Raw genomic sequence first — 26,979 nt, 5'->3', positions numbered from 1 at the left:
AGCAAAAACTGAATCTTTCGGTTGTCTACTTTCCGCTAAACTAACATATTACCCTTTGGTTTGTTGTATAGCTTCTTCTTTTAATTCATCATTGGCTATTATGGCTAACTCTACTCGTCTATTTTGCGCTTTACCTTCAGCGGTTTCGTTAGATTCCTTGGGTTGAGATTCTCCATACCATTTTGTTGTAAATCTACCTCCGCTTATACCTTGTGTTACCAAATAATTGGTTACCGATTCCGCACGTTTTTGAGAAAGCCCCATATTATATTCCTCACTACCGGCGCTATCTGTATGACCTTCTACCAGAATATTTGATTGCGGATATTCTTTGAATATTCCAGCAAGTTTATCTAAAGTTGTAGCCGAAGTACCTTTAACGTCTGATTTGTTAGTATCAAAATACACTCCTGCGTCTTCAGTAAATGTTACATTTATACCTTCTCCTACCCGTTGCACTTCCGCTCCAGGAATTTCTTGTTCAATACGTTCTGCTTGTCTATCCATTCGGTTACCAATGTATCCACCAGCCGCTCCACCAACAGCTGCGCCAATAATTGCGCCTAAAGCAGTATTACCTTTGCCTACATTATTACCAATTACTCCGCCGATTACAGCCCCACCCGCTGCGCCAATAGTAGCGCCTTTTTGTGTGTTATTTGCATTTTTAACCGCATTACAGCCTACCAAAAAAGTAAAGGCTATCAATAATGCTGTTGATTTTTTAATTGTTGTTATCATTATTTTATTGTTTTGAAAATTCATAAACTACAGTTACGGTTTCTCCGTCAACCGACACATTTGAGGTTAGCGTCATTTGAGTTTCCGTTAGATTGGTAATATTTAAGCGATAACCATATCCGCCTGAAAGATCGTTTCTTTTTTCATCAATAAATTTGAATTGTAATTGACTAACACTATTTGCAGGCTCTACAACTGACCAACGTATAAAACGGTCTCCACCTTGGCATAAAGAGCCTTGTTCTATGGTATAGTTACCTGTGCTATTGTTATCTCTAAAATACCATTGACTGCCCTCAAAACAGATGTCTTTGGCATCACCGAACAATACCGAAGAAAATGCTCCAGAATTGTTTTGATAATCGATGTTGTTTAAAATCCAAGTGCCACTAATAATATTACGTTGTGTTCTTGCAGATTTAGAAACCGAACAAGATGCTAAAAAGCCGAATGCCATTAGCAGAAGCATATATTTAGTTGTTTTCATATAAAAGTATTTTGCTGTTTATAGTTACGTTTACCGTAATTTATTAAGACACCAAGGAGTCATTAATAATTTGTTAAAACCGACAAACTGCACGCAAGATACCTTTACTGTAAAGTATAGATGGATGGAAAAGAATTAATTATTAACTCGAAAACTAGTATCGAAGTAATTCTATTAATTCTTCTTCAAATCGTTGTTTAGGTAAGTAGTTTTCTTCTAAACTTCGGGCAAACGGAATAGGCGTTTCTAAACTCCCCACTCTTTTTATTGGGCCGTCTAAGTATTCAAAACAATTCTCGGTTACCATTGCTGAAATGTCACTGGAAATTCCGCCAAACAAACTATCTTCTTGTAGAATAATTAATTTACCCGTTTTCTTTACACTAGTATAAATTGCGGCGGTATCAAGTGGCTGGAGCGTTCTTAAATCAATTAATTCTGCATCTATTTCTGGATGTTTCTCTAAAGTTTCTAAAGCCCAATGTACGCCCGCACCATAGCTTACTATGGTTATTTGTGTACCAGAGGTAATAATACTTGCTTGCCCAAAAGGTAAGGTGTAATAGCCTTGAGGGACATCTCCATATACGCTTCGGTACAAACCTTTATGTTCAAAAAAGAGTACGGGATTGGGGTCATTAATAGCTGTTGCTATTAAACCTTTTGCATCTGCAGGAAATGCCGGATATACCACTTTTAAGCCTGGTGTTTTTGTAAACCAAGCCTCGTTAGTTTGCGAATGAAATGGGCCGGCACCAACACCGCCCCCACAAGGCATTCTTATAACGGTGTTTGCAGGCTGTCCCCATCTGTAATGCACTTTTGCTAAATAATTAACAATAGGATTGAAACCAGTACTTACAAAGTCGGCAAACTGCATTTCTACTACTGATTTTATAGTATTAATTGCTAATCCCATAGCTGTAGACACTATAATGGATTCACAAATAGGGGTGTTACGTACTCTCTCTTTACCAAATTCTTCAACAAAACCTTCTGTGATTTTAAAAACACCGCCATATTCCGCCACATCTTGCCCCATAATAATAAGGTCTTTATGTTGGTGCATAGCTTGTTTTAACCCTTCTGAAATGGCATCAACAAATCGTATATTATTTGTTTGTGATGATAGCTCTACCATCTTATTATCAAAATTATAATATACATCACTTAATTCTTTACTTGAAGAACTAATAACTTCACTTTCGTTGTTAGCTAATGCCAGATTTTCATCAATTTCTTTAGAAATTTCTAGCTTTTTATCTTGAATCCATTCTTCTGAAATAATTTCATTTTTTAATAAAAAAGATTCATAATTGGTAATTGGGTCTTTAGCTTCCCATGTTTTCATTAGTTTTTCTGGAACATATTTTGTTCCACTTGCTTCCTCATGACCTCGCATTCTAAAAGTCTTAAACTCTATGAGCATAGGTCTTGGTCGTTTTCGTATGGCTTTAGCAAGCTCTTTTACTTTTGTGTATACTTCTAAAATGTTATTTCCTTCAATAGTACGGCCTTCAATACCGTAACCTTTGGCCCTATCCACTAAATGTTTACAGCGGTATTGTTCATTCGTTGGCGTTGACAAACCATACCCATTATTCTCTATACAAAAAAGTACCGGCAAATTCCATACAGAAGCTACATTCAATGCTTCATGAAAATCACCTTCACTTGTTCCTCCTTCACCTGTAAAAACAGCAGTAACTTTTCTCTGTTGTTGTAAAACATCGGCCAAAGCTATACCGTTAGCTACTCCTAGTTGTGGACCCAAATGTGAAATCATACCTACTATGTGATGTTCTTTTGACCCAAAGTGAAAACTACGGTCTCTACCTTTGGTAAACCCACTTTGTTTGCCCTGCCATTGGGCAAACAGCCTATTTAAAGGAATACCTCTGCCTGTAAATACTCCTAAATTTCTATGCATTGGTAAAATATACTCATTGGTTTTGAGAGCATTTACTACACCCGCTGCAATAGCTTCTTGGCCAATTCCACTAAACCATTTAGATATTTTACCTTGCCTAAGCAACACCAACATCTTTTCCTCAATCATTCGAGGCTTCAACATACTTAGGTATAGTTTTTTTAATTTTTTATCTTCTAAATCACCAATGTGATATCTCATAAAAGTGTTGTTTAAAATTGGCAGTGTGTTTCTCAAATTTAAAACAAACCTAATTTGTTCTAACTATAATTCTTGAAAGGATTTATTATTGATTATTTTTGTTCATCTTAATACCTAAAGCATTATGAAAGCAATACCCAGTGTAAATCTTCAAGAGTTTTTATCTGACGACCCAACGGTTAAACAAAAATTTATTGATGAAATTGGAAATGCTTTTTCGGAAATAGGTTTTGTGGCTTTAGGGGGTCATTTTTTGTCTGATGAATTGGTGGATAACTTATACACTCAAGTAAAAAAGTTTTTTGAACTACCACAAGACATTAAAGACACGTACGAAATTGAAGGTATTGGTGGTCAACGTGGCTATACTTCTTTCGGAAAAGAACACGCTAAAGGTCGTAAAGAGGGCGATTTAAAAGAGTTTTGGCATTTTGGACAATATGTGGAAGACAATTCTAAATTAAAAGCTGAATACCCTGACAATGTTATCGTTAATGAGTTGCCAGAGTTTAATCAAGTTGGCAAAGAGACTTTTCAGCAGTTAGAGAAAACTGCCAAATATGTTTTACGTGCCTTAGCGCTTTATCTAGGTTTAGAAGAGACTTATTTTGACCATTATATTCATAATGGGAATTCTATTTTAAGACCTATTCATTATCCGCCAATAACAGAAGAACCTAAAAATGCAGTTAGAGCAGCAGCTCATGGTGATATTAATCTAATTACGCTTTTAATGGGTGCTCAAGGTAGAGGTTTACAGGTTCAAAATCATGAAGGTGAATGGATTGATGCCATTGCACAACCTGGGCAATTAATGATTAACGTTGGTGATATGCTTTCTAGACATTCTAATAACATATTGAAATCAACCATACATCAAGTTGTAAATCCTCCAAAAGAAATGTGGGGCACTTCTAGATATTCTATTCCGTTTTTTATGCATCCTATTAGTGAAATGCCACTAAATTGTCTTGAGAACTGTATTACCGCAGATAATCCTAAACAATTTGAAGACATTACTGCTGGTGAGTTTTTACATGAGCGTTTAATTGAACTCGGTTTAGTTAAAAAATAAAAGGGAATGGATTTAAAAGACCAGTTACAGAATTTATTTCCTGACCACAAACCAGAAGAAACTCCAAATAATAACACTACTGAACCACAATTTTGGTTGCAAGATGACCCCATTATATGCAAATATGAAAAGCGTAAAGGAAAGCCTGTTACAATTTTAGAGGGTTATAATGGTGCAAAAACAGATTTTAAAAAGCTTACCAGTGCTTTACAATCTTTATTAAGTGTTGGAGGCAGTTTTAAAGATGAAACCATAATTATTCAAGGGGATTACCGCGAAAAAATTATGGAATTCCTTAAAAATAATGGGTTTAAAGTGAAACGTGTTGGAGGCTAGAGTTTTAGACCGATTAGTCTTTTCAAATTTTATTCGACAAGCTGTTAAAATTATCGATGTTTAACACAGTTTATTTCTTTTAAATTTTTGTTTTCCCATTATAACTTATACATTTACCTCCTAACCAACTAACACCTAATCTCAAAGATGAAGGCATCACTTTTGCATATAAGCAATGGGGACAGTTTCACTAGTAGGTTGAAAAAACTCCCCCTACATGGTGACATTATCACTTGGCGTGAAATGTTGTGTGAAGGAAAAACATTAAGCACGGTAGGAAGCGAGTCGTTTTGGAAGACACGTTTTGAATTTCTTAATAAAAACTACAAAGTTTCTAAGTCTTGGTTTATTGAGAAAACACTAAAGGAATACCGTTCACTTTGTAACCACAAGCAACAAGACCAAATAGTTCTTTGGTTTGAATACGATTTGTTTTGTCAAATAAATATGTTAGCTGTTATCAGCTGGCTAAAAACGCATAGAAGACATGCAGAAATTTATTTGGTTTGCAGTGGAAATGAAGACAATTCAGATAAGCTATACGCTTTAAATGAGCTTTCTGATGACCAAGTAATGGGTCTCTACAAAAACAAGAAACTTTTAACTCAAGATGATATTGAGTATGCTGACTATGTTTGGCAATTGTATTGTAGTGATAATCCTATACGATTAGAAAATCTGACCGATTTTAGTACCTATCAATTTGACTACCTTTCTGATGCTATACAAGCACATTTAAAACGCTTTCCAACTATCACCAATGGTTTAAATGCGGTCGAGAATAGAGCTTTAGAAATTGCAGACACAGAGAAATTAGATTCTAAAAAAGCCTTTTTAGGTAGACTTTTAACTAATCAAGGGTATTATGGATTTGGTGATTCGCAATACGAGCGTATGCTAGCTCACCTTAGACCACTTTTCAATTCTTTTAATCCTGTTAAGTTGACTAAAAGAGGAAAAGAAGTATTAGCTGGGCAAGAAAATTTTTATGCTAAAATACGTGATAATCAATCGTATCTAGGTGGTTCCTTAAAGTATAACTTCTTGTATAACGAAGCGGCTGGTAGAATTCATAAACTATAATGGAATCTATTCCTGATTCCGAATTAATATTAAATGCTGACGGTAGTATATATCATTTAAATCTACTGCCAGGAGATTGTTCAGAAACCATCATCACCGTTGGTGACCAAGAACGTGTTGGTCAAATTTCTAAACATTTTGATTCGATTGAACTGAAAAAAGGAAAGCGAGAATTTAGTACACATACTGGCTGGTACAAAGGGCATCGTATTTCTGTAATTTCTACGGGTATTGGCACAGATAATATCGATATTGTTTTTAATGAGCTAGACGCATTATTTAATATCGATTTTACAACAAGAAAACCAAAATCAACCAAAACAAAACTTAAGTTTATTAGAATTGGTACTTCTGGGGCTTTTCAGAAAGATATTGCTATTGATAGTTATTTGCTTACCAAAAAAGCTATAGGTATAGATGCTTTACTACATTTTTATGAAACTAAAGATTTAGAAAATAAACGATTTAAAAATGCTTTACATCAACATTTAAACTGGGCTAAGCATACTATTAATCCATATGTCTTTGATGGTAGTAATACCTTATCTAGTTTATTTAAAAACACTTTATTTAAAGAAGGATGCACAGTGACTAGTCCAGGATTTTATGGACCTCAAGGTAGAATTTTACAACTACAACCTAAATTAAAAGACTTTTTTGAAACGTTAAGTACATTTGAATTTGAAGGGGAGAGACTAACCAATTTGGAGATGGAAACTGCTGGTATTTATGGCTTAGCTAAACTTCTTGGGCATGAAGCAATTTCACTTAACGCTATACTTGCCAACAGAGCAAATGGAACCTTTTCAAAAACACCTCAAGAAACAGTTGAAAAGCTAATTGTTTTAACATTAGACGTTTTAACCAAGTAATCCTCTTAACATTTACTTTAAAACAATTGTAAATGTATTCTCTACATTTGAATTCATGGAAAATAGACCCTACAAAAATAGAGACATCAATTGGCTTTTTTTTAATGAACGTGTATTACAAGAAGCTGCCGACACCACTACTCCACTTTTAGAACGTTTGAAGTTTTTGGCTATTTTTTCTTCCAATCTAGACGAGTATTTTAAAGTTAGAATTTCACAACTGCGCCAGTTAAAAAATGTTGACAAGTCGCTTCGTAAGCGACTTATGACAAAAACCAATAAAACCTTAAAGATTATACTAGATATTGTAGCCAAACAGCAAAAACAGTTTGGTGAAACCATAAAGACTACTTTATCAGAACTTGAAAAAGAAGGGATTTATATAAGAACACGAGAAGACCTTACTCAAGAGCAAAAATTGTTCTTACAAGAACTATTTACTAATGCTATTAAAGAACATTGTAATATCATAAATATTGTGGAACAGGACCATGTTCAAGACAGCACAATTTATTTAATTGCTCAATTTTCTGCTCAAAAATTTGAAACAGTTAAAATACCTGTTGAGGAATATGGAAGATTTATTCCATTGGGGGGCGAAAAGCATCAATTTATATTTTTAGATGATGTGTTAAAGCTTTTTGCGCAAGAACTATTCCCCGACACTAAAATTCTGGCTAGTTATACAATCAAAATGTCCAGAGATGCAGAATTATACTTAGACGACGACTATACAGATAACGATTTGGTGGATAAAATTTATCAATCTTTAGGCCAACGTGATTCTGGTCAACCTACTCGTTTACTATATGAAAAAGAAATGCCCATATCTTTGGTAAAAGCCATACAGTCTGCTTTAGACTTGGCTGATGTTGATATGGTATTGGGTGGTAACCATCACAATTTATCTGACTTCTTTACTTTTCCTGAAATCGCAGAGAAAGAACATTTATACTACAAAAGAAAACCTGCGTTACGTCATCCTACACTTTCAACTTCAACAGATTTATTCAAAACCATTGCTTTTAAAGACCAATTGGTTCATTTTCCATATCAAAAATTTGATGTTGTGGAAAAATTTATCATGCAAGCAGCTCTAGATAAAAACGTAACAGCCATCAAAATGTCTTTGTATAGAATTGCTAAAACATCGGTGCTTACAGATGCTATTCTCAAAGCATTAGAAAATGGTAAAAAAGTAGTGCTCTTTGTTGAAGCTAAAGCTCGTTTTGATGAAGAAAACAATATTCATTGGGGTAAAATTTTTCAAGAAAAAGGCGCAGAAGTAATTTTTAGCGTGCCTAATATAAAAGTGCATTCAAAAATCGCACTTGTAGAACGTTTAGTAGATGACGTTATGCAACGCTTTGCATATATAGGCACTGGTAATTTTAATGCCAAAACTGCAAAAATTTATTGTGACCATGGTTTGTTTACTGCTCACAAAAAAATAACATTAGATTTAGCACAAGTGTTTGAAGTTTTGGAACGAAAACTCATTATACCAAAGCTTAAAAGGTTGTTGGTTTCCCCTTTTACCACACGTAGCACTTTTATGCAGTTAATTCAAAATGAAATGATGTTTGCCAAAGCTGGAAAAGAAGCTCGTATAGTTGCTAAAATGAATAGCTTAGAAGACTCGCATATGATATCAGCTTTATACCGTGCTAGCGAAGTTGGTGTAGAAGTGCGCCTAATTGTTAGAGGTTTCTGTTGTTTGGTTCCTAGAAATACTAATTTACTACCTAATGAAAAGCCTATAAAAATCACCAGTGTTGTTGACCGTTATCTTGAACATGGCCGTGTATACCTTTTTGAAAACGGGGGTAATCAAAAAATGTTTATGGGTTCTGCCGATTGGATGACCCGAAATCTTGATAGAAGAATTGAAGTGTTAACACCTATTTTAGATAAAGATGTATTTGCAGAATTAAAAGCTATTTTAGCTATTCAACTTACAGATAACGTTAAGGCACGTATTTTAGATGAAGCGGATAGTAATTTAAAAGTTCAAACTTTTGAACAAGCAGCAGACAATCGTTCGCAATATGCTATCTATGAATATTTAAAAAATAAACTAGATGAAAAAGATTAGAGTAATAGGGGTTCCTGAGCATTTTAACTTTCCATGGCATTTGGCTAATGATGAAGGAGCATTTGAAGAACGAGGTATTGAATTAGAATGGACAGATATTCCTGAAGGTACTGGTAGAATGGCCAAAATGCTAGCAGAACAGGAAACCGATTTAGCTATTATTCTAACCGAAGGTATTGTAAAAAGTATTGCAGGGGGCAATCCTTCAAAAATTATTCAAACCTATGTAGAATCGCCTTTGCTATGGGGAATACATGTGGCCGCCAATAGTAATTATAAAAATCTAACTGACTTAAAAAACGCAACAGCTGCTATAAGTAGATTTGGCAGTGGAAGTCATTTAATGGCTTTTGTTAATGCCCAAAACCAAGGATGGTCAACAGAGAATTTACAGTTTAAAGTGGTTAATAATTTAGATAATGCTGTTCAAAGCTTAACTAAAGGAGAAGCCGATTATTTTATGTGGGAACACTTTACCACCAAACCATTGGTAGATAATGGCACTTTTAGGAGAATTGATGATTGCCCTACTCCATGGCCATGCTTTGTTATCGCAGCTACGGATTCAATTTTAAAAAATGAGCCGGGTGTTATTAAACATGTTTTAGATGTTATAAACACCTATTCAGAGGAATTTGCTGATATTCCGAGTATTAACAGAAGTATCGCTAATGTATACGGACAAAAAGAAGAAGATGTTACCAATTGGTTGTTTCATACATATTGGGGACAAGAGCAATTATCAGAAGAGTTAATTAATCATGTTCAAAAGACATTGGTTGACTTAAAATTAGTAGATAAAATACGTCCTGCCTCTTTCTTTTTAGCTTCCGTTTAAAAGAAATGTTTATTTATTAAAGCCCTAAATTTAATATCTGACAACGGTTTTTGAGCAGTATCTTTTACATTTGGGTCCTGCAAAGCTTTACCTCTAGATTCAGGCGAATCATATGGTGTAATCATTACTATCTTTGTTTGCGACTTAACTACTTCATCAAATTTATTAAAGAATTCTAGAAATTGCCAACCATTACATTCTGGCATGTTGGTATCTAATATTACCATCATGGGAAATATTTGATTATCCTTGTTGGCCTCTATAAAATCAATAGCCTCCTTACCATTATTTGCTGTTTCAACTTTAAGATTCGAATCTAGTTGAGCAACAAAAAACTTATTCAAAAAGTTGGTGGTTAAATCATCATCAATCAATAATACTGTAGTTAACTCTTTCAATAGTAGGATTTTTCTTATACTGAAAGAAATAACGCATTACAATATTAAATATTTTAATGTAATGTAATTTTCACCACTTTATGGGTTTTTCACCGCTGTTTACTAGAATTTGATTTGTTATGCTAAAATGTTTGTTTCCGAACCAATATCCCCTATTAGCGCTTAAAGGTGAAGGATGACCAGAGGTTAAAATATGATGTTTAGAGGTGTCTACAAGTTTTGCTTTTTTCTTGGCAAATCCACCCCACAACAAGAATATCACTCCGTTTAAATTGTCTGAGATTGTTGAAATAACCGCATCTGTAAACTTTTCCCATCCTTTATTTTGATGACTACCCGCTTCATGAGCTCTTACAGTTAAGGTTGCGTTTAATAGTAATACTCCTTGTTTTGCCCATCGTTCTAAATCTCCATTTTCTGGATAGTCGGTATCTATATCAGCAACAATTTCTTTAAAAATATTAATCAACGATGGTGGATGGGTAATACCAGGTTTAACTGAAAAACACAAACCGTTTGCCTGGTTAGGTCCATGATAAGGGTCTTGCCCAATTATAACCACTTTGGTGTTTTCTAAACTACAATAATCAAACGCTGCAAAAATGTCTGAGCCTTTTGGATAGCAGGTATGATTTTGATATTCTTCTTTAACAAAACTAATTAATGATTTAAAGTATGCTTTGTCAAATTCTGTTTGTAATTTTTCTTTCCAAGAAGTCGCTATTTGAATGTTCAATTAAAATAGGTTTTAGTTGTATTGCGAAGTAAATAAAAAATACTTGGTATCAACAAAATCAATTAATTACTTTTTGAGGTATAGTTACTACTTTTCTTGCTTTTAATGGTAAATATTCATAAAAATTGTAATCAATTTTAGCAATACCCTTTATATTTAATTGAAATTATATACCATAACCTATGGAGGTTTCCTACCGAATAGAATATTTAAAGAAAAAATTTCCTTTACGTATAAGTAGAGGTGTAAGAGATGGTCAACACAATCTTTTTGTTGCTGTAACAGATGAAGAATATACCGGTTGGGGAGAAACTTCTCCCGGTAAATCTGAAGGTGTTGCCACTGCAGAAGAAGCCCAAGAACAACTGGAAAGGTTTTTGAAAAATCAAACCGATTTATCGGCAATAAATATCGTATACGATAATGCAATATCTTCTGGATTAGCACCTTGCGCATTAGCCGCTCTAGATATTGCTTTATGGGATTTAAAAGCAAAAAAAGCACAAATGCCACTTTACCAGTTACTTGGTTTTCCAAAACCAATACATCCTACTTCAATCACCTTAGGAATTATGACTCCTGATGAAGCTACCGAAAGATTACCACTGATTTTAGAAGATGAAGGCATTAGAACTCTTAAAGTAAAATTAGGAAATCCTGAAGGTATTGAGGCTGATAAGGCAATGTACGAATCTGTTTTAGCCTATAACAAATCGTATACGATAGCCATAAGAGTAGACGCTAATGGTGGATGGAGTGTTACAGATGCCAAACATATGATGCAATGGCTGGCCGAACGTAATTGTGAATATGTTGAGCAACCTTTGAAAGAAGGTGATGAAGCTTATCTTCCTGAATTGTATAAAAATAGACCTTTACCCATATTTTTAGATGAAAGCTGTCGGTTTGCTACTGATATCCCAAAATGGGCGCATACAGTTGATGGAGTTAATATGAAGCTTATGAAATGTGGTGGTATTACAGGGGCACTCCGTATAATTGCCACAGCTAAGGCATTTGGGTTAAAAACAATGATTGGTTGCATGGGCGAAACTTCAATTTCGATTGCCGCTGGCGCTGCTGTTTCGGGTATGTTAGATCATATTGATTTAGATTCTCACCTTAATTTGAATCCGGACCCCTGCGAAGGTGCTCCACTTATTAATGAAATAACCATGCCTTTAGATGTGCCAGGACATGGTGGAAAATTTAAATAACCATAGCAATGTTTTCAACTAACCAAAAAATATGCATCTTCATGGAAGATGCTTTAGACAATGATTCTGGCAAAATGGGATTTGGTCTTATGCGATTTTCTAAACATCCCATAGTTTGTGTAATTGATTCTAAATATGCAGGTAAAACTGTAGCAGAAGCCGTAGGGCTCCCCTATGCCATTCCTGTTGTAGCTACCGTTGATGATGCCGTAAACTTAAATGCAGAAATCATTGTCTTAGGTATTGCTCCAAGTGGAGGCCGTTTTCCAGCAGCTTGGGATGAGCCCATAATCTATGCCCTAAAAAATGGATTATCATTAATAAATGGTTTGCATGACGACCTAAATGCAAGATTTGGTCAATATCTGACAACAAACAGTATTTGGGATGTTCGTAAACCACAACATTCATATCCGATAGCTACAGCTAAAGCTGCAGAACTTAAAAACATTAGAATTTTGATGGTTGGTACAGATATGGCAGCAGGAAAAATGACCGCTGGTTTAGAGTTGTATGCAGCACTTTTAAATGCGGGAATTGATGTAGGATTTGTACCTACCGGTCAAATAGGTATTACATTAATGGGCAATGGTATTCCATTAGATGCTATTAAAGTAGACCAAGCTGCTGGTGCCGTTGAGCAAGCGGTGCTAGAGTTTTCAGATAAGCAAGTGGTAATTATTGAAGGCCAAGGTTCATTAGCCCATCCAGGTAGTACGGCTACGCTACCTTTACTTAGAGGCGCACAACCAACGCACTTAATACTCTGCCATAAGGCTGCACACTCCCATTTACGATACCCTGTTTCTCATGTGGCTATTCCGCCCCTAGATGAATTTATAAAATTGAATGAAGCAATGGCTAGCGTTTGTGGTTCCTTACAATCGGCGAAGACAATTGGTATAGCTTTAAATACCATTGGTTTAAGTGCTATTGAAGCTGAGATTAAAATTGAAGAAGTAGCATCCTTAACTAATTTACCAACTACTGATGTGGTAAGAGTTAGCACCGAAAAATTGGTCAAAGCTGTACTTGATGTTTTAAATGAAAAACAATAAAAGACTTATTGGTATTTTAATTTTTATTCTTTTGGCTTCGGTCATTAGATATCTTTCTTTTAGATATACTAGTGAAGGACCAATTGCCAACAAAGCCTTTTTTGTAGGTGTTGTTATAGCTATTATTTTCGGAGTACTTATCGATTTTATATTTCGGAAAACAGCAACAAACAAACGAAAAAGATGGCTTCTATTGCTAGTGTTGGCTATTTTAGTATTGCTATGGATAGAACTTGCAGTTGGAATTTTTAATACTCCATTTGCAGGAAGCTAAATCCCCAAAATAGCTTTAAAAAAATATAGCCTTTACCATTACTATTTTCATAATCGCTGCTCAGCTTCTACGTTAACTGATTGTAAAATTTTGTCTCAACCCTAATAATTACTTTTATTAATTGTAATATTGCGATTAATTTTATAGGCTTTACGCCTTTTTTATGTATTTAAAATATCGTTTTATTGCGATTAAGCATTTAATTGTTTTTTAAGATAATCACTTACAATGAAGAAAAAGTTAGGTTTTTTAGATAGTTATTTGACCTTATGGATATTTTCTGCGATGATATTAGGCGTTGGTATCGGTTATACATTCCCTTCGTTTCCAGCATATATAAACAGCTTAGGTAGTGGCAGCACTAATATTCCGCTTGCTATTGGCTTAATTTTAATGATGTACCCACCTTTAGCTAAAGTTAATTTCTCTTTGTTACCAAAGGTTTTTAAAGATGTTAAAATCTTATCGATTTCGTTACTTCTAAATTGGATTATTGGTCCAGTGTTAATGTTTGTTCTTGCCATTATATTTTTACGTGATTATCCAGAATACATGGTTGGGGTTATTTTAATTGGTTTAGCCCGTTGTATTGCTATGGTGCTCGTATGGAATGATTTAGCTGATGGAAGTAGCGAGTATGGTGCCGGTTTAGTAGCTCTAAATAGTATTTTTCAAGTTTTTGGATATAGTTTTTATGCTTGGCTGTTTATAACTATACTACCCCCCTATTTTGGTTTTGAAGGCGCTATTGTAGATATAGCTATTGGAACTATTGCAGAAAGCGTAGCTATTTATTTAGGTATTCCTTTTGCGATGGGAATTTTAAGCCGTGTAATACTAGTTAAACTAAAAGGTGAAAAGTGGTATACCGAGAAGTTTATTCCGGCTATTTCTCCTCTAACATTAATTGCTCTACTTTTTACAATTGTAATTATGTTTTCTTTAAAGGGTGAGTTAATTGTGCAAATTCCAATGGATGTACTTTTGATTGCTGTACCGCTATTAATATATTTTGGTTTAATGTTCATTATTGGGTTTTTCTTTACCAAAGCCGTTGGTGGAACTTACGATCAAACAACTTCTGTGGCCTTTACTGCTGCTGGTAACAATTTTGAGCTAGCCATTGCCGTTGCCATCGCTGTTTTTGGTCTAAATTCTGGACAAGCCTTTGCCGGCGTAATTGGTCCATTAGTTGAAGTGCCAGCATTAATTCTATTAGTAAGAGTGTCCTTTTGGCTTAAAAGAAAATACTATGACAAAAAATCAACAGAAAACTCCGTAGCATAATTTCATGTATAGGTAAGAAGTTTCTACGGTAGTTAAAGGCACTTTTTAAGTAAAGTGCCTTTTTATTTCCATTGTATTTAAAGCAAAATATGCCTTTGTAGTATATTTGAACTTGCTAGAAAAGAAAATGTCTTCTATACACACTAAAACGCTTCAAGATTTAGAATTTCCAACGGTATTAACACAACTTTCTGCACGCTGTAATACAGAATTGGGAAAGGTGGCTGCTTTAGAGTTAAGGCCGTTAGAGAATCATGAAGCCCTTTTAAATCAATTAGGGCAAACCTCAGAATATTTGTCTTCTTTTGAAAATGATAATCGAATACCTAATCACGGTTTTGACGCCATAGATAAAGAATTAAAATTGCTTCAAATTGAAAACACTGTTTTAGAGGTTTCTGGATTTAGAAGAATTTCGCATTTATGCGAAACCATAAGCCTGCACAAGAAGTTTTTTAAGAAATTTAAAGAGTACTATCCCCTATTATTTGAAGCTACTGAAAAACTTCAAGAGAACCCTTTTATACCCAAATCAATTTTAGAGGTTATCGATAAATTTGGTGAAGTTAGAGACAATGCATCGGTTGATTTAAAACGTATACGATTTGACATAAATAGCGTGCGAGGCAAGATAAATCAAAGCTTTGGAACCGCACTACAAAGATATCAGGCCGCTGAATTTCTTGATGACATTAAAGAATCTATAGTTGAAAATAGAAGGGTGTTAGCTGTTAAAGCAATGTACCGAAGAAAGGTAAAAGGTACTGTTTTAGGTAATTCTAAAACGGGTAGCATAGTTTACATTGTTCCAGAAACTACTTTACAATATACCACCGAATTAAGCAATCTAGAATACGAAGAACGTGAAGAGATTCGAAGGATTCTTTTACAGCTTACCAATACTATCCGACCAGAATCTGGGTTGCTAGAAACCTATCAGTATTTTTTAACACATATTGATGTTACCGCTGCTAAAGCCAAGTATGCCAACGAAATGCAGGCCATATTGCCTAATCTAAATACGGAACGAAAACTGTTGCTAAGAGATGCTTTTCACCCACTTTTATTTCTAAATAACAAATCAAAGGGTGAAAAAACGTGGCCACAAACTATTGAGCTATCCCAAAACAACAGAATTATCGTTATTTCTGGACCAAATGCTGGTGGAAAAAGTATTACATTAAAGACCATAGGCCTATTACAGGTAATGCTGCAATCTGGTTTATTAATTCCGGTTCATGAACGCAGTACTGTTTGTTTTTTCGATAAGATTTTGACAGATATTGGTGATAATCAATCTATTGAAAATCATTTAAGTACGTATAGTTACCGTCTCAAAAACATGAACTCCTTTTTAAAACGCTGTAACAAGAATACACTGTTTTTAATTGATGAGTTTGGAACGGGTTCTGACCCTGAATTGGGTGGTGCCCTAGCAGAAGCTTTTTTAGAAATTTTTTACGAAAGAGAAGCTTTTGGAGTTATTACCACACATTATGCAAATTTGAAGTTATTGGCCAATGAGTTACCAAATATGACCAATGCTAATATGCAATTTGACAATAAAACTTTAGAACCCACATACCAGTTGGTTTTAGGTGAAGCTGGTAGCTCTTTTACTTTTGAAGTTGCGCAAAAAAATGGAATTCCCTACAGCTTAATTAACAAAGCAAAAAAGAAAATTGACCGTGGTAAGGTTCGTTTTGATGCTACCATATCTAAATTACAAAAAGAACGCTCCAAAATGTCTAAAACAGAGTCTCGTTTACAAGACAAGGAGTCAAAGGCGAAGCAGGAAGCAGAACGTTTAGAAAAGTTAAACCAAAAGATTAAAAACAAACTCGAGAATTACCAAGAATTGTACGACCATAATCAGCGTATGATTCATTTAGGTAATAAGTTGAATGATGCCGCAGAGCGCTATTTTCACGATAAAAAGAAACGTGTTCTAATTTCTGACGTGCTACGTATTGTAGAGACTGAGAATAGTAAACGTAGAAAATCTTCGGTAAAAGAGGCCAAGGCAAAAAAGGCTGTTAAAAAACAAACTGCGAATGAACTTCAACAAAAAATAGTAAAGGTTCGAGAGCAGAAAAAAGTTGAAAAGAAAAAAGCCGTACAGCAAGAACAAAAAAAGCCACGACCGGTATTTAAATTAGGTGACCGTGTACGTATGCATGATGGTAAAGCTGTGGGTACCATTGACACTCTAGAAAAAGGAAAAGCCGTAGTTAACTACGGCCTTTTTACCACAAATGTTAGTGTAGACTTATTAGATTTGGTTGAGAAGAAAAAGTAAATTACTGTTTAGTACCTTCCCAAGTGCCCTCAAAATCTCGTCCAGAATCTATCCAAGTACCAATAGCTTCGTTATTTTCTTTTAATTGCCCCACAAATTCACGGTCTGTAGTATTACCAAGAGTAGCAGATAATGCCCCATTATCAGAGACCGTACCACTTATAGGTGACGAATCGTTAGTAAAGGAAGATGTTGCCGTACCGTTTACATTGCCATTGTTATCAACAGTTACCACCCAAACTCCCCTATCATCACCCGAGTAACTACCGTTCCAAGTACCAGATAAATTAGAGCTTATTTCAACTTCTTCGCTCTCACATGAGAGGTTTAACAACATGCCCATTACGATGGGTAAATACATTAATTTTTTCATTATTCTAGTTTTTAATTTAATCGCTGTGTTATTAATTCTATATTTTTTTGCGCCTTTGAATACGCTTGTCGCGCTCTTTCAATATTTTCTTGGGAAGGATTGGTCATTACCTCATTTAAATAGGGTAAATCAGAAAACTTGAACCATTTACTGTTAGCGTCATGAGACTCCATCAAATCATTGATTTTTAACAAAGCCTCTTTTGAATTGGTAGCTTCATTAATACCATATTGTTCCATAATTACTTCGCTAAGTGGTTGTGAAGTCGTCATTTGATTTCCATGGGATATTGAAACATTGGGTGCATCAAAATATGAAGGTTCATAATTAGGACTAAGCTGCGATAGAACTGTTTGCATTTGGTTCATAACAGCTTGCATAGCTGTTACTTGTTGGGTTAAATCATTACTATTTATCCCAACGGCAGTATTGATATAGCTGAAGAGTTCATTTCCATGGTATTCACTCCAAGAAACACCAATAATCCGGTTGTAATCGTTTACTTTCATTTTTCCCGGTGCGACTGCTATTGCCATTCCATCACCATTACCTGATGGTAGTATGTAATCCCCTTTATTCACCTCTCCTATAACCTTGACTGGCACTTGGCCTAAAAAAGCTATTTGTTTAAAGTTGTCCATTTCATCTTCTTTGGGCATAGCCCCGGAAACAATAGGGTTTTTAGAGACTACCATGTAATGGTCAGCTGTGATAAACCGTTTAGAAATTACTCCTGCTCGAACTCCAACAATATCTCCAAAATGCAAAATTTCGTTAGCATCATATTTCATCAACCATTCCGCATAATCTGCGCCGCCAGACTCAAATGCAACACCTTTATTATATTCGTTGTATCCTAAATACAGGGCTAATTGTGTTCCTTGAATAAAAACATCAAATATTGCTGTTACACAATCATCAATATCAGCATCTACACCAGGCACCCAAGTGATATAGCAAGCAGCATCCCAGAAAAAATCAAAAGTAGCCAGGACTATGTCCATGGAATACATTAAATAATCTAATGTATAGTCATTATTAAAATAAGTGTCAAGAGCATCAGGAAAATCGGTTGGATAATCATTCCTGTCTATTTCTTCTTCTTCTGGTTCTTCTCCATCTTCGGGTTCTTGAGGTTCATCATCTTCTGTAGGTTCAAAATCAAATAGAATGGAACTAATCGATGCGAAATCTAAAAGTGCTTGATTGGGTTGGAACCCTTCTATCCGACCAATTGGTTCATCTTGATTGTTCCAAAATGACATGAAATTATCTTTTCTGCCCGGAATATTCTCATTTAATTTAATTGCCATTCCGTGAGAACTACCCGAAACTAAAAAAGGATAGGCATTAATATCTGATTGGTCTGTGCTAGCCATTGTAGCATCAATAGTTACTCGGTCTTTAAAATTTGCAAAGGATTCAACATCTAAGGTTTGATTAATATCAACATCACCTGTAAATGTGGCTAAGCTTTCATTATTCACTGAAAAATCTCCGTTTAAATCTGTAAAACCATCAGCTATTAAATTTCGATGTCTTACATAGGGTACATAGGTTAATGATTGACTACTAAATGGCTCATAATTAGAACCTGCGCTTAAGTCAATTGCTACATTAAGTACCTTTGGACCATCCCAATTTATTTCATTAAAACCGCCTAGGCTTTCACCTGTGGTTTGACCATTACCAATGGTTAGATTTATAGTTCCATAATCATCAGTTGTAGTGTCTTGCGTTTCTTGATACTCAATAGTTCCAAATTCGTCTAAAATGGTAAACTGAACGCTTAACTCTTTATTAGGTAAATTATTAGAAGGTACATCTATACCGGGTATCTCATCAGGGTTATTATCTACCAATACCGCCTGATATGTAATTCCTTCGGTTTGTGCAGATACTATACTAATATTGAGCAGTAAGCATCCAATAATACAGTAAATCTTTTTCATTTTAGTAATTCTTAAAGGCACAGTTACAGCCAGGTAATTGTATAATTACCCCTACTCCAATATTGTGCATGTTAATATTTAGTTTTTCGTTGTCTTCAGGACTCGCATCAACTAAAGAGAAGCTCGTTCCGTAGGCATAGCTTACGTACAATGCTGCCTTGTTAGAAATGGGATATTGAACCCCTAATCCTAATCGAGGAACAGCAATAAAATTGTCAAATTCATCCTCTCCTGATAAATTAAAAACCTGATTATTCAAGGTTTGGGTGCCTCTTAGAAGGTATTCTACCGAAACTGTAGGTCTTATAAAAAATTGAAATTCTCTTGCTCTAGCGAAGTAATATTTTAATCCAACTTTTAAACCTAAGTAGCTTACATTCCATTCAAAATAATTGTCTAGCAAGGCATCACTACCAAGCGCTCCATAATTATTTAGTGACAATCCTACTATCACATTTGCTTTATCACTTGGTAACTGAAAATGATAATTTGCATTTATATAAGTAGCATTTGACGGTTGTAGGTTACTTAAACTTCCGCCTTGCGAATTGGTATAGCTAAAACCGGAGTAGGTTTGGCCCCATTCAGCGTTTAACAATTGCGAATGCATATCAGTAAAAACCAAGGTAAAAACGAACACACACATCAGCCTTTTCATAACTTTAATAACTGATGCGTTGCATACTGTCTACCCATTTTAAGCGTCATTAAATATGACCCTTCTGCCAGATTATATAAGGGAATTTGCAATTGGGTATTGGCAGCATACGAGTTTTGTAAAATTAATCGGCCGCTAATATCAAACAACTGCATTTCTACACGTTCCTCATCACTAGGTTCTAAATTGACAACAACACCATTAACAAATGGATTAGGGTAAACAACCACTTCTAATTCGTTTGGGTCTCCCCCAAGAACTATAGCAGGTAATGGCTGAACAAATCCTTGACGTAGTGAATGATTACTTTCTACGTAGGTGTTAATAACTGAGTTTTGACCAACACTTTGCTGAAGGAAAAAAGAACCTTGACCAACTACAACTAAATTGGAATTACCTGCTACTGAAAGGGTTTGGCGCTTTAAGGTCTGTGCATATCCTTGATGATATAAAATACTTAGTAGTATTACGATAACCGTTTTCATCTAACTTAATTTTTGGTAAATCAAGTAAGCGACCGATGCTAAGTTGTTGAATCTACAACTTTAAGCACCAGCCGCTAAAAATGATTTAGAGCCTTGTTACCGTAAAGGTTACTACCACAGTTTGCCCTGTAGGTTCCGAAAACGTAAGTTCAATATCTTGTGTGCTCGTAATAGATGCCAACGAAAACGTGCTAGACTCTTGCCCTTGACTTTGAGTGTTTCCGCTACCATCATACTCTTCTAAATCGCCTGAGCAAGCAATACTGCTTTCAGCCAATTCTTCTGTTTCAATAGTAAAGGTGGTATCACCTGTTAATTGCGTATCATTTTGTTCTACACGTATAGCATCAGCAACATCAGCAGTCCACAGTTGGCGGGTATCAACTACGGTTCCTATGGTTAAAGAAGTTGATAATTCTCCATAAATTTCTAGGTCAACATTATCGGCAGTGCCTTCGCCAGAAGTATCTGTTGCTTTAATTTTAGTTAGTTTAACTTCATAACTAATGGTAGAAGGTTCTACTGGCATTTCTGGTTCATCCTCTTCGGCGCTACAAGAAATTGCTGTAGCTAAGATTACTCCTAATACAAGAATTGATAACAATCTAAAATTTTGAATAATTGATTTCATGATTAATTGATTTTTAAGATTCAACACTTTCGAAATTAGACGCTTGTCAAAAGCTCACCTAAAAATGTCCATAGACAAACCATGGACGAATTTTAGAAATTCCTCCTAAAAACCTCTAGACAGCCATATCTCAACTAATTTGAAATTATATTTTAATTAGCTGTTTATCAATTACTTGAATAGTATTTTTTGTTTTTGCACTTGGTAAAATATATGGACAAACTATGGACAAGGCTATTTTACGGTAATTATGCTTTAAATTGTAGTAAACTAGTAACCTGTGTGTTATGTTATCGAAAAAACTTATCATAATACTGACTGTTTTTACCTGTTTTTTAGTTTTCCCTCAATCAAAAACACAAAAAGCGTCGGATAGTATTTTACTGTTGCTGAACAAAGCAATAACCGTAGAAGAAAAAGTGCCACTTTTAGACGATTTAAGTGAGGTTTTTATCTACACAGAGCCCGATAAAGCCAAATTTTATCTCGATAGCATGCAAAAGCTTAGTGAGAAAGAAAAGTATAACCATGGCATTTTAAGAGCAGTGTTTGGTTACGGTCATTACCATTCTACTTTAGGCCAAATGGATAAAGGCGCAGCTTACTATCGTAAGGCGCTTAACTTATCACTACAGTATAATGATGATATCTATCTAGCTACAATTCTTAAAAATTTAGCCATCTACGAAGAACATAAGGGTAATTACAAAAAAGCTATTGAACTTATGGATTCTTCTGCCACCTATCAATTAAGCTATGGCGATTTTTTACGGTATGGTTCCGCAATGAATGTTATTGGTTTTAATTATAAAGAATTAGGTAATTACCCTAAAGCCATGGAATATTTTAATAAAGCTTTACAAACCATGGATACCCTAGAGGTAAAAACATATCATAAGGCAGATACCTACCGAAATATTGGTTATTTACATGTAGAACGTAGAGATTACGAAAAGGCTATTACCGCATTTAAACAAGCAAATGAAGTATATGAGAATATTGAAGACCATTTGTACTTAGCTACTACCCTACAAGATATTGGGGACGTTTATCATGCACAAAAAAAGTATGACTTAGCTGCAGAAAATTTTATTGAGGGACTTCAATTAGCCCAAGCGCACGATTTTCCAACCGTAATAAACGCTTCATATTCGCATTTAGGTAATTTATACAAAGAACAAGGTGCTATTTCTAAAGCGATACCCTTTTTACAAAAATGTCTTTTTGAAAACACTACAGACATATCCAGTATTAACAAAGCTATCTATGCTTACAATTTAGGTCATGCTTATGTATTAGACAATCAATTAACTAAAGCCGAAAGTCTGTTAAACGAATCTGTAAAAATTACAGATTCGTTAGGTATTACAAAAGAATTAAAGCAAGCATTAGCTTATAGAAGTGAATTAAACACCAAAAAAGGCAATTTAACCGCTGCGTTGAATGATTTGAAGTATTCTCAACAACTTAATGATAGCATTTTTTCCATAGAAAAAGCAAAACAAATAGATGAATTACAAACCCTTTATGATACTGAGAAAAAAGAAGCAGAAATAGCACTGCAACAAGAGGAAATAAAAACACTTAATCAAAAAGCCAAGGTTGATAAACTTACTAAAGGATTATACGCAGGCGGAATGTTCACTTTTTTAGCAGTTTCTGGATTACTTTTCTTTGGATTTCGACAACGAATGAAAAAGAATAGAATTGCCCGAGAAAAACAAGAAGAAATCTATAAACAAGAAATTGCCCACAAACAGAAGGAATTGGCAAGTCAAACCTTGCATTTGGTTCAAAAGAACACCTTTATTCAAGAATTAATGCAAAACCTAGAAAGCATTAAAAATTCGCCCGAAAAATTTAAAATGGAGTTCCGAAGAATTGTAATGCTCCTCAAAAAAGAAAATGCTTCTGATAAAGATTGGGAAGTGTTTAAAACCTATTTCTCAGAAGTTCATAACGATTTTGACCAAAAGCTAAGAACACTATATCCTGATATTTCTGAAAAAGAAATGCGGCTTGCTACATTTCTAAGAATGAATTTGACAACCAAAGAGATTGCAGCTACATTAAACGTTTTACCTGATAGTATTTTAAAATCTAAATACAGGTTTAAAAAGAAACTTGGGTTATCTAAGGATGTTGATTTGGTTGATTTTTTAAAAACTGTTTAATAAACCTAAACCTTGTAATACCACATGTTCTGTAAAAAAGCAATTCTAGTACTTTTTATCATATTCAATTACGCATTTGTTTATAGTCAAAAATCTGTCAGTGATTCTAAAATTGATAGTTTAAAAAACATCTTAAATTCAACAGATAATCTTGACTCAAAAGTTGAAATCTACAATCAATTATTTACCACAACTATTAGTACAGACCAAAACAAAGCCAAGGTATTTTTAGATAGTATACAGCAATTACAACAAGTAACTAAAACATCTTTTTCTAAAGCTATCTATAACAAATGTGAAGGCTTGTATGCGTATTATCAGTCAGACTTCAAAACATCTATTTCTAACTGCGAAAAGGCAATTGAATTGTTTACAGCTATTGACAAACCACAGCAAGTGCCTGACCTTTTAAATCAAATTGGGGTTGGTCTAAAATACCTAGGTAGGTTTGAAGAAGCAATTACTTATCATCAAAAAGCAGTTGAAATGGTTTTAGAGATTAAGGGTAATCCAAAAGACCTAGCACGTAGCTATCTAAATATGGGTAATGTAATGGCTGAAGTTAAAAACTTTGACTCCTCTACCCAATATTATCGAATGGCAGAGGATGTTTGTCTAGAAAATAATATGAACCAATACATTTTAAAAGTATGGGGAAACTTAGCTGCAAATTTCAATGACATAAAAGACTACAGCACCGCTTTAACCTATTACAACAAATCAATTGAGTTATCTAAAAAAAAACCAAGCATAGACTTAACTAGACTCTACAACAATGTAGGTGTAGTTTATGACAATTTAGAGAACTACAAAGAAGCCAAAAAGTATTATCTAGCAGCATTAAAAAGTTCAGAAAAACATGGTGAGCCACAATTAGTAGGATTAATAACACGTAATATTGGAGAAACCTACCTTGCCGAAAGAAACTATACAAAAGCATTAGCATTTATAAATAAGTCTGTTACTATTGCTGAGGAAACTAACAATACAGTTCGTTTAATACGAGGAAATAAGATGCTAGCTGAGGTTTATTCCGCCATGAGTGATTATAAAAAAGCATTTGAATACAACAAACTGTATAACAAGTTAGAAGATAGTATTAGAGGAATTCAAATTAAAGAACGAATAAATGATATTGAGGTAAAATATCAAACCGAGAAGAAAGAAACAGAAATTGCGCTACAGCAAGAAGAAATAAATACCCTCAATGAAAAATCGCGGGCAGATAACCTTAAAAAAGGCCTTTTTGCAGGTGGGATGTTTACCTTTTTAGCGGTTTCTGGATTACTTTTTTTTGGATTTCGACAGCGAATGAAAAAGAACAGAATAGCTCGTGAAAAACAAGAAGAAATCTATAAAAAAGAAATTGCCCACAAACAGAAGGAATTGGCAAGTCAAACCTTGCATTTGGTTCAAAAGAACACCTTTATTCAAGAATTAATGCAAAACCTAGAAAGCATTAAAAATTCGCCCGAAAAATTTAAAATGGAGTTCCGAAGAATTGTAATGCTCCTCAAAAAAGAAAATGCTTCTGATAAAGATTGGGAAGTGTTTAAAACCTATTTCTCAGAAGTTCATAACGATTTTGACCAGAAGCTAAGAACACTATATCCTGATATTTCTGAAAAAGAATTACGGCTTGCTACATTTTTAAGAATGAATTTGACAACCAAAGAGATTGCAGCTACACTAAACGTTTTACCAGATAGTATTTTGAAGTCTAAATATCGATTAAAAAAGAAAATAGGACTAGATAAAGAAATTGATTTAACCTCATTTTTAAACGACTTATGAGATTCATTTTACTGTTATTTTTATTAGCTACCACAAGTTATACTTTTACTATAAACGCACAGGCATATAAAAATCTTGATAGCTTAAAAATGGTGTATCAAAATCATCCACCAGATACCACAAAAGCAAATTTAGCTGGAACTATAAGTCATAATCTCTCCTTTACAAATCCAAAGGAATCACTCAAGTATATTAAAGAAATGATAGCATTATCAAAGAAATTTGATTACTTGACTGGTTTATCCAAGGGTTACAATAACTTGAGCTTTTACTATGTTAATATTGATGAATTAGACTCAGCCTTATATTACAAAAAGGAAGCCTTAAAAATTGCAAAAAAACAGCCTAATTACGGTGGAATACTTACCATAAACATGGGCTTAGCTGTGCTTTTCAATAAAAAAAATCAATTTGAAGAAGCGGAAAAGTATCTGAATGAAAATATTTTAATTTTTCAAAATAAAGATTCTATAGAGGAAGCTAGAGAAAAAGATTTTGAGTTTATAGGGTCAACCTATCATGCGCTTGGTGATATTAATGTTAGAAAAGGCCAACTTAACTTAGCCTTAAAAAATCAATTAAAAGCTTTAGAATTATATCAAAATAGGACTAAAGATGAACTTTATATTGCAGATGCTTACAATGCTCTTGGGCAAACTGAAATGAAACTAGAAAACTTAGACCAAAGTTTAATCTATTTAAAAAGTGCCTTAGAAGTTTATCAAAATTTTAAAGATGTTTTATGGGAAAGTGATGTGCTTAAGCTAATTGGTGAAAATCTTGTTTTACAAGAAAAACCATTGGAGGCTATGCCCTTTCTTACCAAATGCATTCAATTGTCTAAAGACAATGATTTTAAACTTACTGGTGCTTCTGCTCATATTATTTTAGGTGATGCTCACACTAAACTTAAAAATTCTGATGAGGCCTTTGTTCAGTACAATAATGCACTCGAAATATATCGAGAGATGGATAATGCTACTGAAATTAACGCTGCATTTTTAAGTTTGGGTGTTTTATATAATAACACCAACAAACCTTTATTGGCTATTACAAATCTTACCAAATCAATATCCATTTCTAATGCTATTGGTGCAACATTAGATGCATATAACGCCTATTTAGAACGAGCTAAATCTTTTAAAAATATTGGGCAGTTAGATAAAGCGGTTAAAGACCTAGAAAAATCTAATCAATTACAAGACACACTTTATAGTTTAAAAAAATCGCAGCAAATAGAAGAATACAGAATTCTTTTTGAAACCGAAAAAAAAGAAGCTGAAATTGCTATTCAAGACGAAGAGATTAAAACTTTAAGTGAAAAATCACGAGCAGATAACCTTAAAAAAGGCCTTTATGCAGGTGGGATGTTTACCTTTTTAGCGGTTTCTGGATTACTTTTCTTTGGATTTCGACAGCGAATAAAGAAGAACCAAATAGCCCGAGAAAAACAAGAAGAAATCTATAAACAAGAAATTGCCCACAAACAGAAGGAGTTGGCAAGTCAAACCTTGCATTTGGTTCAAAAAAACACCTTTATTCAGGAATTGATGCAAAACCTAGAAAGCATTAAAAATTCGCCCGAAAAATTTAAAATGGAATTCCGAAGAATTGTAATGCTCCTCAAAAAAGAAAATGCTTCTGATAAAGATTGGGAAGTGTTTAAAACCTATTTCTCAGAAGTTCATAACGATTTTGACCAGAAGCTAAGAACGCTATATCCTGATATTTCTGAAAAAGAAATGCGGCTTGCTACGTTTTTAAAAATGAATCTAACAACCAAAGAGATTGCAGCTACATTAAATGTTTTACCAGATAGTATTTTGAAGTCCAAATATCGTTTTAAAAAGAAAATAGGATTGGACAAAGAGACCGATTTGGTATCATTTTTAAATAGTTTATAACAGGTAGATGTATTTGAGTTAATAATTAAATCATCTCCCATAAGCTTCTATTATAGGTTCTCTTACATTGCAGAAAACAAA

Annotated in this window: 24 protein-coding genes; 14 read left to right on the top strand and 10 right to left on the bottom strand. The window is 34.3% G+C overall.

Features of this window, described 5'->3' with window-relative positions:
* Positions 1-48: 48 nt before the first annotated feature.
* The 3 genes from H5V42_RS01815 to H5V42_RS01805 form a co-directional block, all read right to left on the bottom strand.
* Complete coding sequence (locus H5V42_RS01815; protein WP_229665645.1) at positions 49-741, bottom strand: OmpA family protein; 693 nt, start codon at positions 739-741, stop codon at positions 49-51.
* A 4-nt stretch (positions 742-745) separates the two neighbouring features.
* On the bottom strand, positions 746-1,228 hold the full coding sequence (locus H5V42_RS01810; RefSeq protein WP_185781405.1) for a lipocalin-like domain-containing protein: 483 nt from the start codon (positions 1,226-1,228) through the stop codon (positions 746-748).
* A gap of 154 nt (positions 1,229-1,382) precedes the next feature.
* Positions 1,383-3,359, bottom strand: coding sequence for an alpha-ketoacid dehydrogenase subunit alpha/beta (locus H5V42_RS01805; protein WP_185781404.1), 1,977 nt, complete (start codon positions 3,357-3,359; stop codon positions 1,383-1,385).
* 124 nt (positions 3,360-3,483) lie between these two features.
* On the opposite strand from H5V42_RS01805, the gene H5V42_RS01800 reads away from it, so the two are divergent.
* The 6 genes from H5V42_RS01800 (at position 3,484) to H5V42_RS01775 (ending at position 9,658) form a co-directional block, all read left to right on the top strand.
* Positions 3,484-4,434, top strand: a complete 951-nt coding sequence (locus H5V42_RS01800; RefSeq protein WP_185781403.1) for an isopenicillin N synthase family dioxygenase — start codon at positions 3,484-3,486, stop codon at positions 4,432-4,434.
* Positions 4,435-4,440: 6 nt separating this feature from the next.
* Positions 4,441-4,770, top strand: coding sequence for a translation initiation factor (locus H5V42_RS01795; protein ID WP_185781402.1), 330 nt, complete (start codon positions 4,441-4,443; stop codon positions 4,768-4,770).
* Between the two features lie 147 nt (positions 4,771-4,917).
* Entirely contained in the window at positions 4,918-5,853 is a 936-nt protein-coding gene (locus tag H5V42_RS01790; RefSeq protein WP_185781401.1) for a DUF1835 domain-containing protein, read from the top strand.
* Complete coding sequence (locus tag H5V42_RS01785) at positions 5,853-6,725, top strand: nucleoside phosphorylase (protein ID WP_185781400.1); 873 nt, start codon at positions 5,853-5,855, stop codon at positions 6,723-6,725. The genes H5V42_RS01790 and H5V42_RS01785 overlap by 1 nt, the downstream gene beginning before the upstream one ends.
* Positions 6,726-6,780: 55 nt before the next feature.
* On the top strand, positions 6,781-8,820 hold the full coding sequence (gene ppk1 / locus H5V42_RS01780; protein ID WP_185781399.1) for a polyphosphate kinase 1: 2,040 nt from the start codon (positions 6,781-6,783) through the stop codon (positions 8,818-8,820).
* A complete protein-coding gene (locus H5V42_RS01775; RefSeq protein WP_185781398.1) occupies positions 8,807-9,658 on the top strand; it encodes a substrate-binding domain-containing protein in 852 nt (283 codons plus the stop codon). Before ppk1 ends, H5V42_RS01775 begins: the two co-directional genes overlap by 14 nt.
* On the opposite strand, the gene H5V42_RS01770 is transcribed toward H5V42_RS01775, so the two are convergent.
* Together H5V42_RS01770 and H5V42_RS01765 are read right to left on the bottom strand one after the other, a co-directional pair.
* Positions 9,655-10,056, bottom strand: a complete 402-nt coding sequence (locus tag H5V42_RS01770; RefSeq protein ID WP_185781397.1) for a response regulator — start codon at positions 10,054-10,056, stop codon at positions 9,655-9,657. The genes H5V42_RS01775 and H5V42_RS01770 overlap by 4 nt on opposite strands.
* Before the next feature lie 70 nt (positions 10,057-10,126).
* Positions 10,127-10,792 (bottom strand): uracil-DNA glycosylase, encoded by a 666-nt coding sequence (locus H5V42_RS01765; RefSeq protein ID WP_185781396.1) that lies wholly within the window; start codon positions 10,790-10,792, stop codon positions 10,127-10,129.
* 182 nt (positions 10,793-10,974) lie between these two features.
* Between H5V42_RS01765 and H5V42_RS01760 the strand changes: the two genes are divergently transcribed.
* The 5 genes from H5V42_RS01760 to H5V42_RS01740 all read left to right on the top strand — a co-directional run bounded on the left by H5V42_RS01760 (position 10,975) and on the right by H5V42_RS01740 (position 16,927).
* On the top strand, positions 10,975-12,009 hold the full coding sequence (locus H5V42_RS01760; protein WP_185781395.1) for a dipeptide epimerase: 1,035 nt from the start codon (positions 10,975-10,977) through the stop codon (positions 12,007-12,009).
* Positions 12,010-12,050: 41 nt separating this feature from the next.
* The gene (locus H5V42_RS01755; protein WP_185781394.1) at positions 12,051-13,067 is read left to right on the top strand and encodes a DUF1611 domain-containing protein; all 1,017 of its coding nucleotides are present in this window, start codon (positions 12,051-12,053) and stop codon (positions 13,065-13,067) included.
* Complete coding sequence (locus tag H5V42_RS01750; protein WP_185781393.1) at positions 13,054-13,341, top strand: hypothetical protein; 288 nt, start codon at positions 13,054-13,056, stop codon at positions 13,339-13,341. Before H5V42_RS01755 ends, H5V42_RS01750 begins: the two co-directional genes overlap by 14 nt.
* A 228-nt stretch (positions 13,342-13,569) precedes the next feature.
* Positions 13,570-14,628, top strand: coding sequence for an ACR3 family arsenite efflux transporter (arsB, locus tag H5V42_RS01745; RefSeq protein ID WP_185781392.1), 1,059 nt, complete (start codon positions 13,570-13,572; stop codon positions 14,626-14,628).
* A gap of 127 nt (positions 14,629-14,755) precedes the next feature.
* Positions 14,756-16,927, top strand: coding sequence for an endonuclease MutS2 (locus tag H5V42_RS01740; RefSeq protein WP_185781391.1), 2,172 nt, complete (start codon positions 14,756-14,758; stop codon positions 16,925-16,927).
* A gap of 1 nt (position 16,928) precedes the next feature.
* On the opposite strand, the gene H5V42_RS01735 is transcribed toward H5V42_RS01740, so the two are convergent.
* From H5V42_RS01735 to H5V42_RS01715, 5 genes are all read right to left on the bottom strand, one after another.
* Entirely contained in the window at positions 16,929-17,300 is a 372-nt protein-coding gene (locus H5V42_RS01735; RefSeq protein ID WP_185781390.1) for a hypothetical protein, read from the bottom strand.
* 11 nt (positions 17,301-17,311) lie between these two features.
* Positions 17,312-19,252: a hypothetical protein gene (locus H5V42_RS01730; RefSeq protein ID WP_185781389.1), complete on the bottom strand. Its 1,941-nt coding sequence runs from the start codon at positions 19,250-19,252 to the stop codon at positions 17,312-17,314.
* 1 nt (position 19,253) lies between these two features.
* Entirely contained in the window at positions 19,254-19,910 is a 657-nt protein-coding gene (locus tag H5V42_RS01725; protein ID WP_185781388.1) for an outer membrane beta-barrel protein, read from the bottom strand.
* The gene (locus H5V42_RS01720; protein WP_185781387.1) at positions 19,907-20,395 is read right to left on the bottom strand and encodes a T9SS type A sorting domain-containing protein; all 489 of its coding nucleotides are present in this window, start codon (positions 20,393-20,395) and stop codon (positions 19,907-19,909) included. The genes H5V42_RS01725 and H5V42_RS01720 overlap by 4 nt, the downstream gene beginning before the upstream one ends.
* A gap of 85 nt (positions 20,396-20,480) precedes the next feature.
* A complete protein-coding gene (locus tag H5V42_RS01715; protein WP_185781386.1) occupies positions 20,481-21,026 on the bottom strand; it encodes a hypothetical protein in 546 nt (181 codons plus the stop codon).
* Between the two features lie 287 nt (positions 21,027-21,313).
* Here H5V42_RS01715 and H5V42_RS01710 point away from each other — a divergent pair, with 287 nt between their 5' ends.
* The 3 genes from H5V42_RS01710 to H5V42_RS01700 are packed head-to-tail and all read left to right on the top strand — an operon-like array spanning position 21,314 to position 26,898.
* Positions 21,314-23,200, top strand: a complete 1,887-nt coding sequence (locus tag H5V42_RS01710) for a tetratricopeptide repeat protein (protein WP_185781385.1) — start codon at positions 21,314-21,316, stop codon at positions 23,198-23,200.
* Positions 23,201-23,224: 24 nt separating this feature from the next.
* Positions 23,225-24,994 (top strand): tetratricopeptide repeat protein, encoded by a 1,770-nt coding sequence (locus H5V42_RS01705; RefSeq protein WP_185781384.1) that lies wholly within the window; start codon positions 23,225-23,227, stop codon positions 24,992-24,994.
* Positions 24,991-26,898, top strand: a complete 1,908-nt coding sequence (locus H5V42_RS01700; protein WP_185781383.1) for a tetratricopeptide repeat protein — start codon at positions 24,991-24,993, stop codon at positions 26,896-26,898. The genes H5V42_RS01705 and H5V42_RS01700 overlap by 4 nt, the downstream gene beginning before the upstream one ends.
* The last annotated feature ends 81 nt before the right edge of the window (positions 26,899-26,979 follow it).

Origin of the sequence: Croceivirga lutea (assembly GCF_014235875.1) — a bacterium.
Lineage (GTDB): Bacteria > Bacteroidota > Bacteroidia > Flavobacteriales > Flavobacteriaceae > Croceivirga > Croceivirga lutea.
This window is presented reverse-complemented; position numbering and strand designations above follow the sequence as displayed.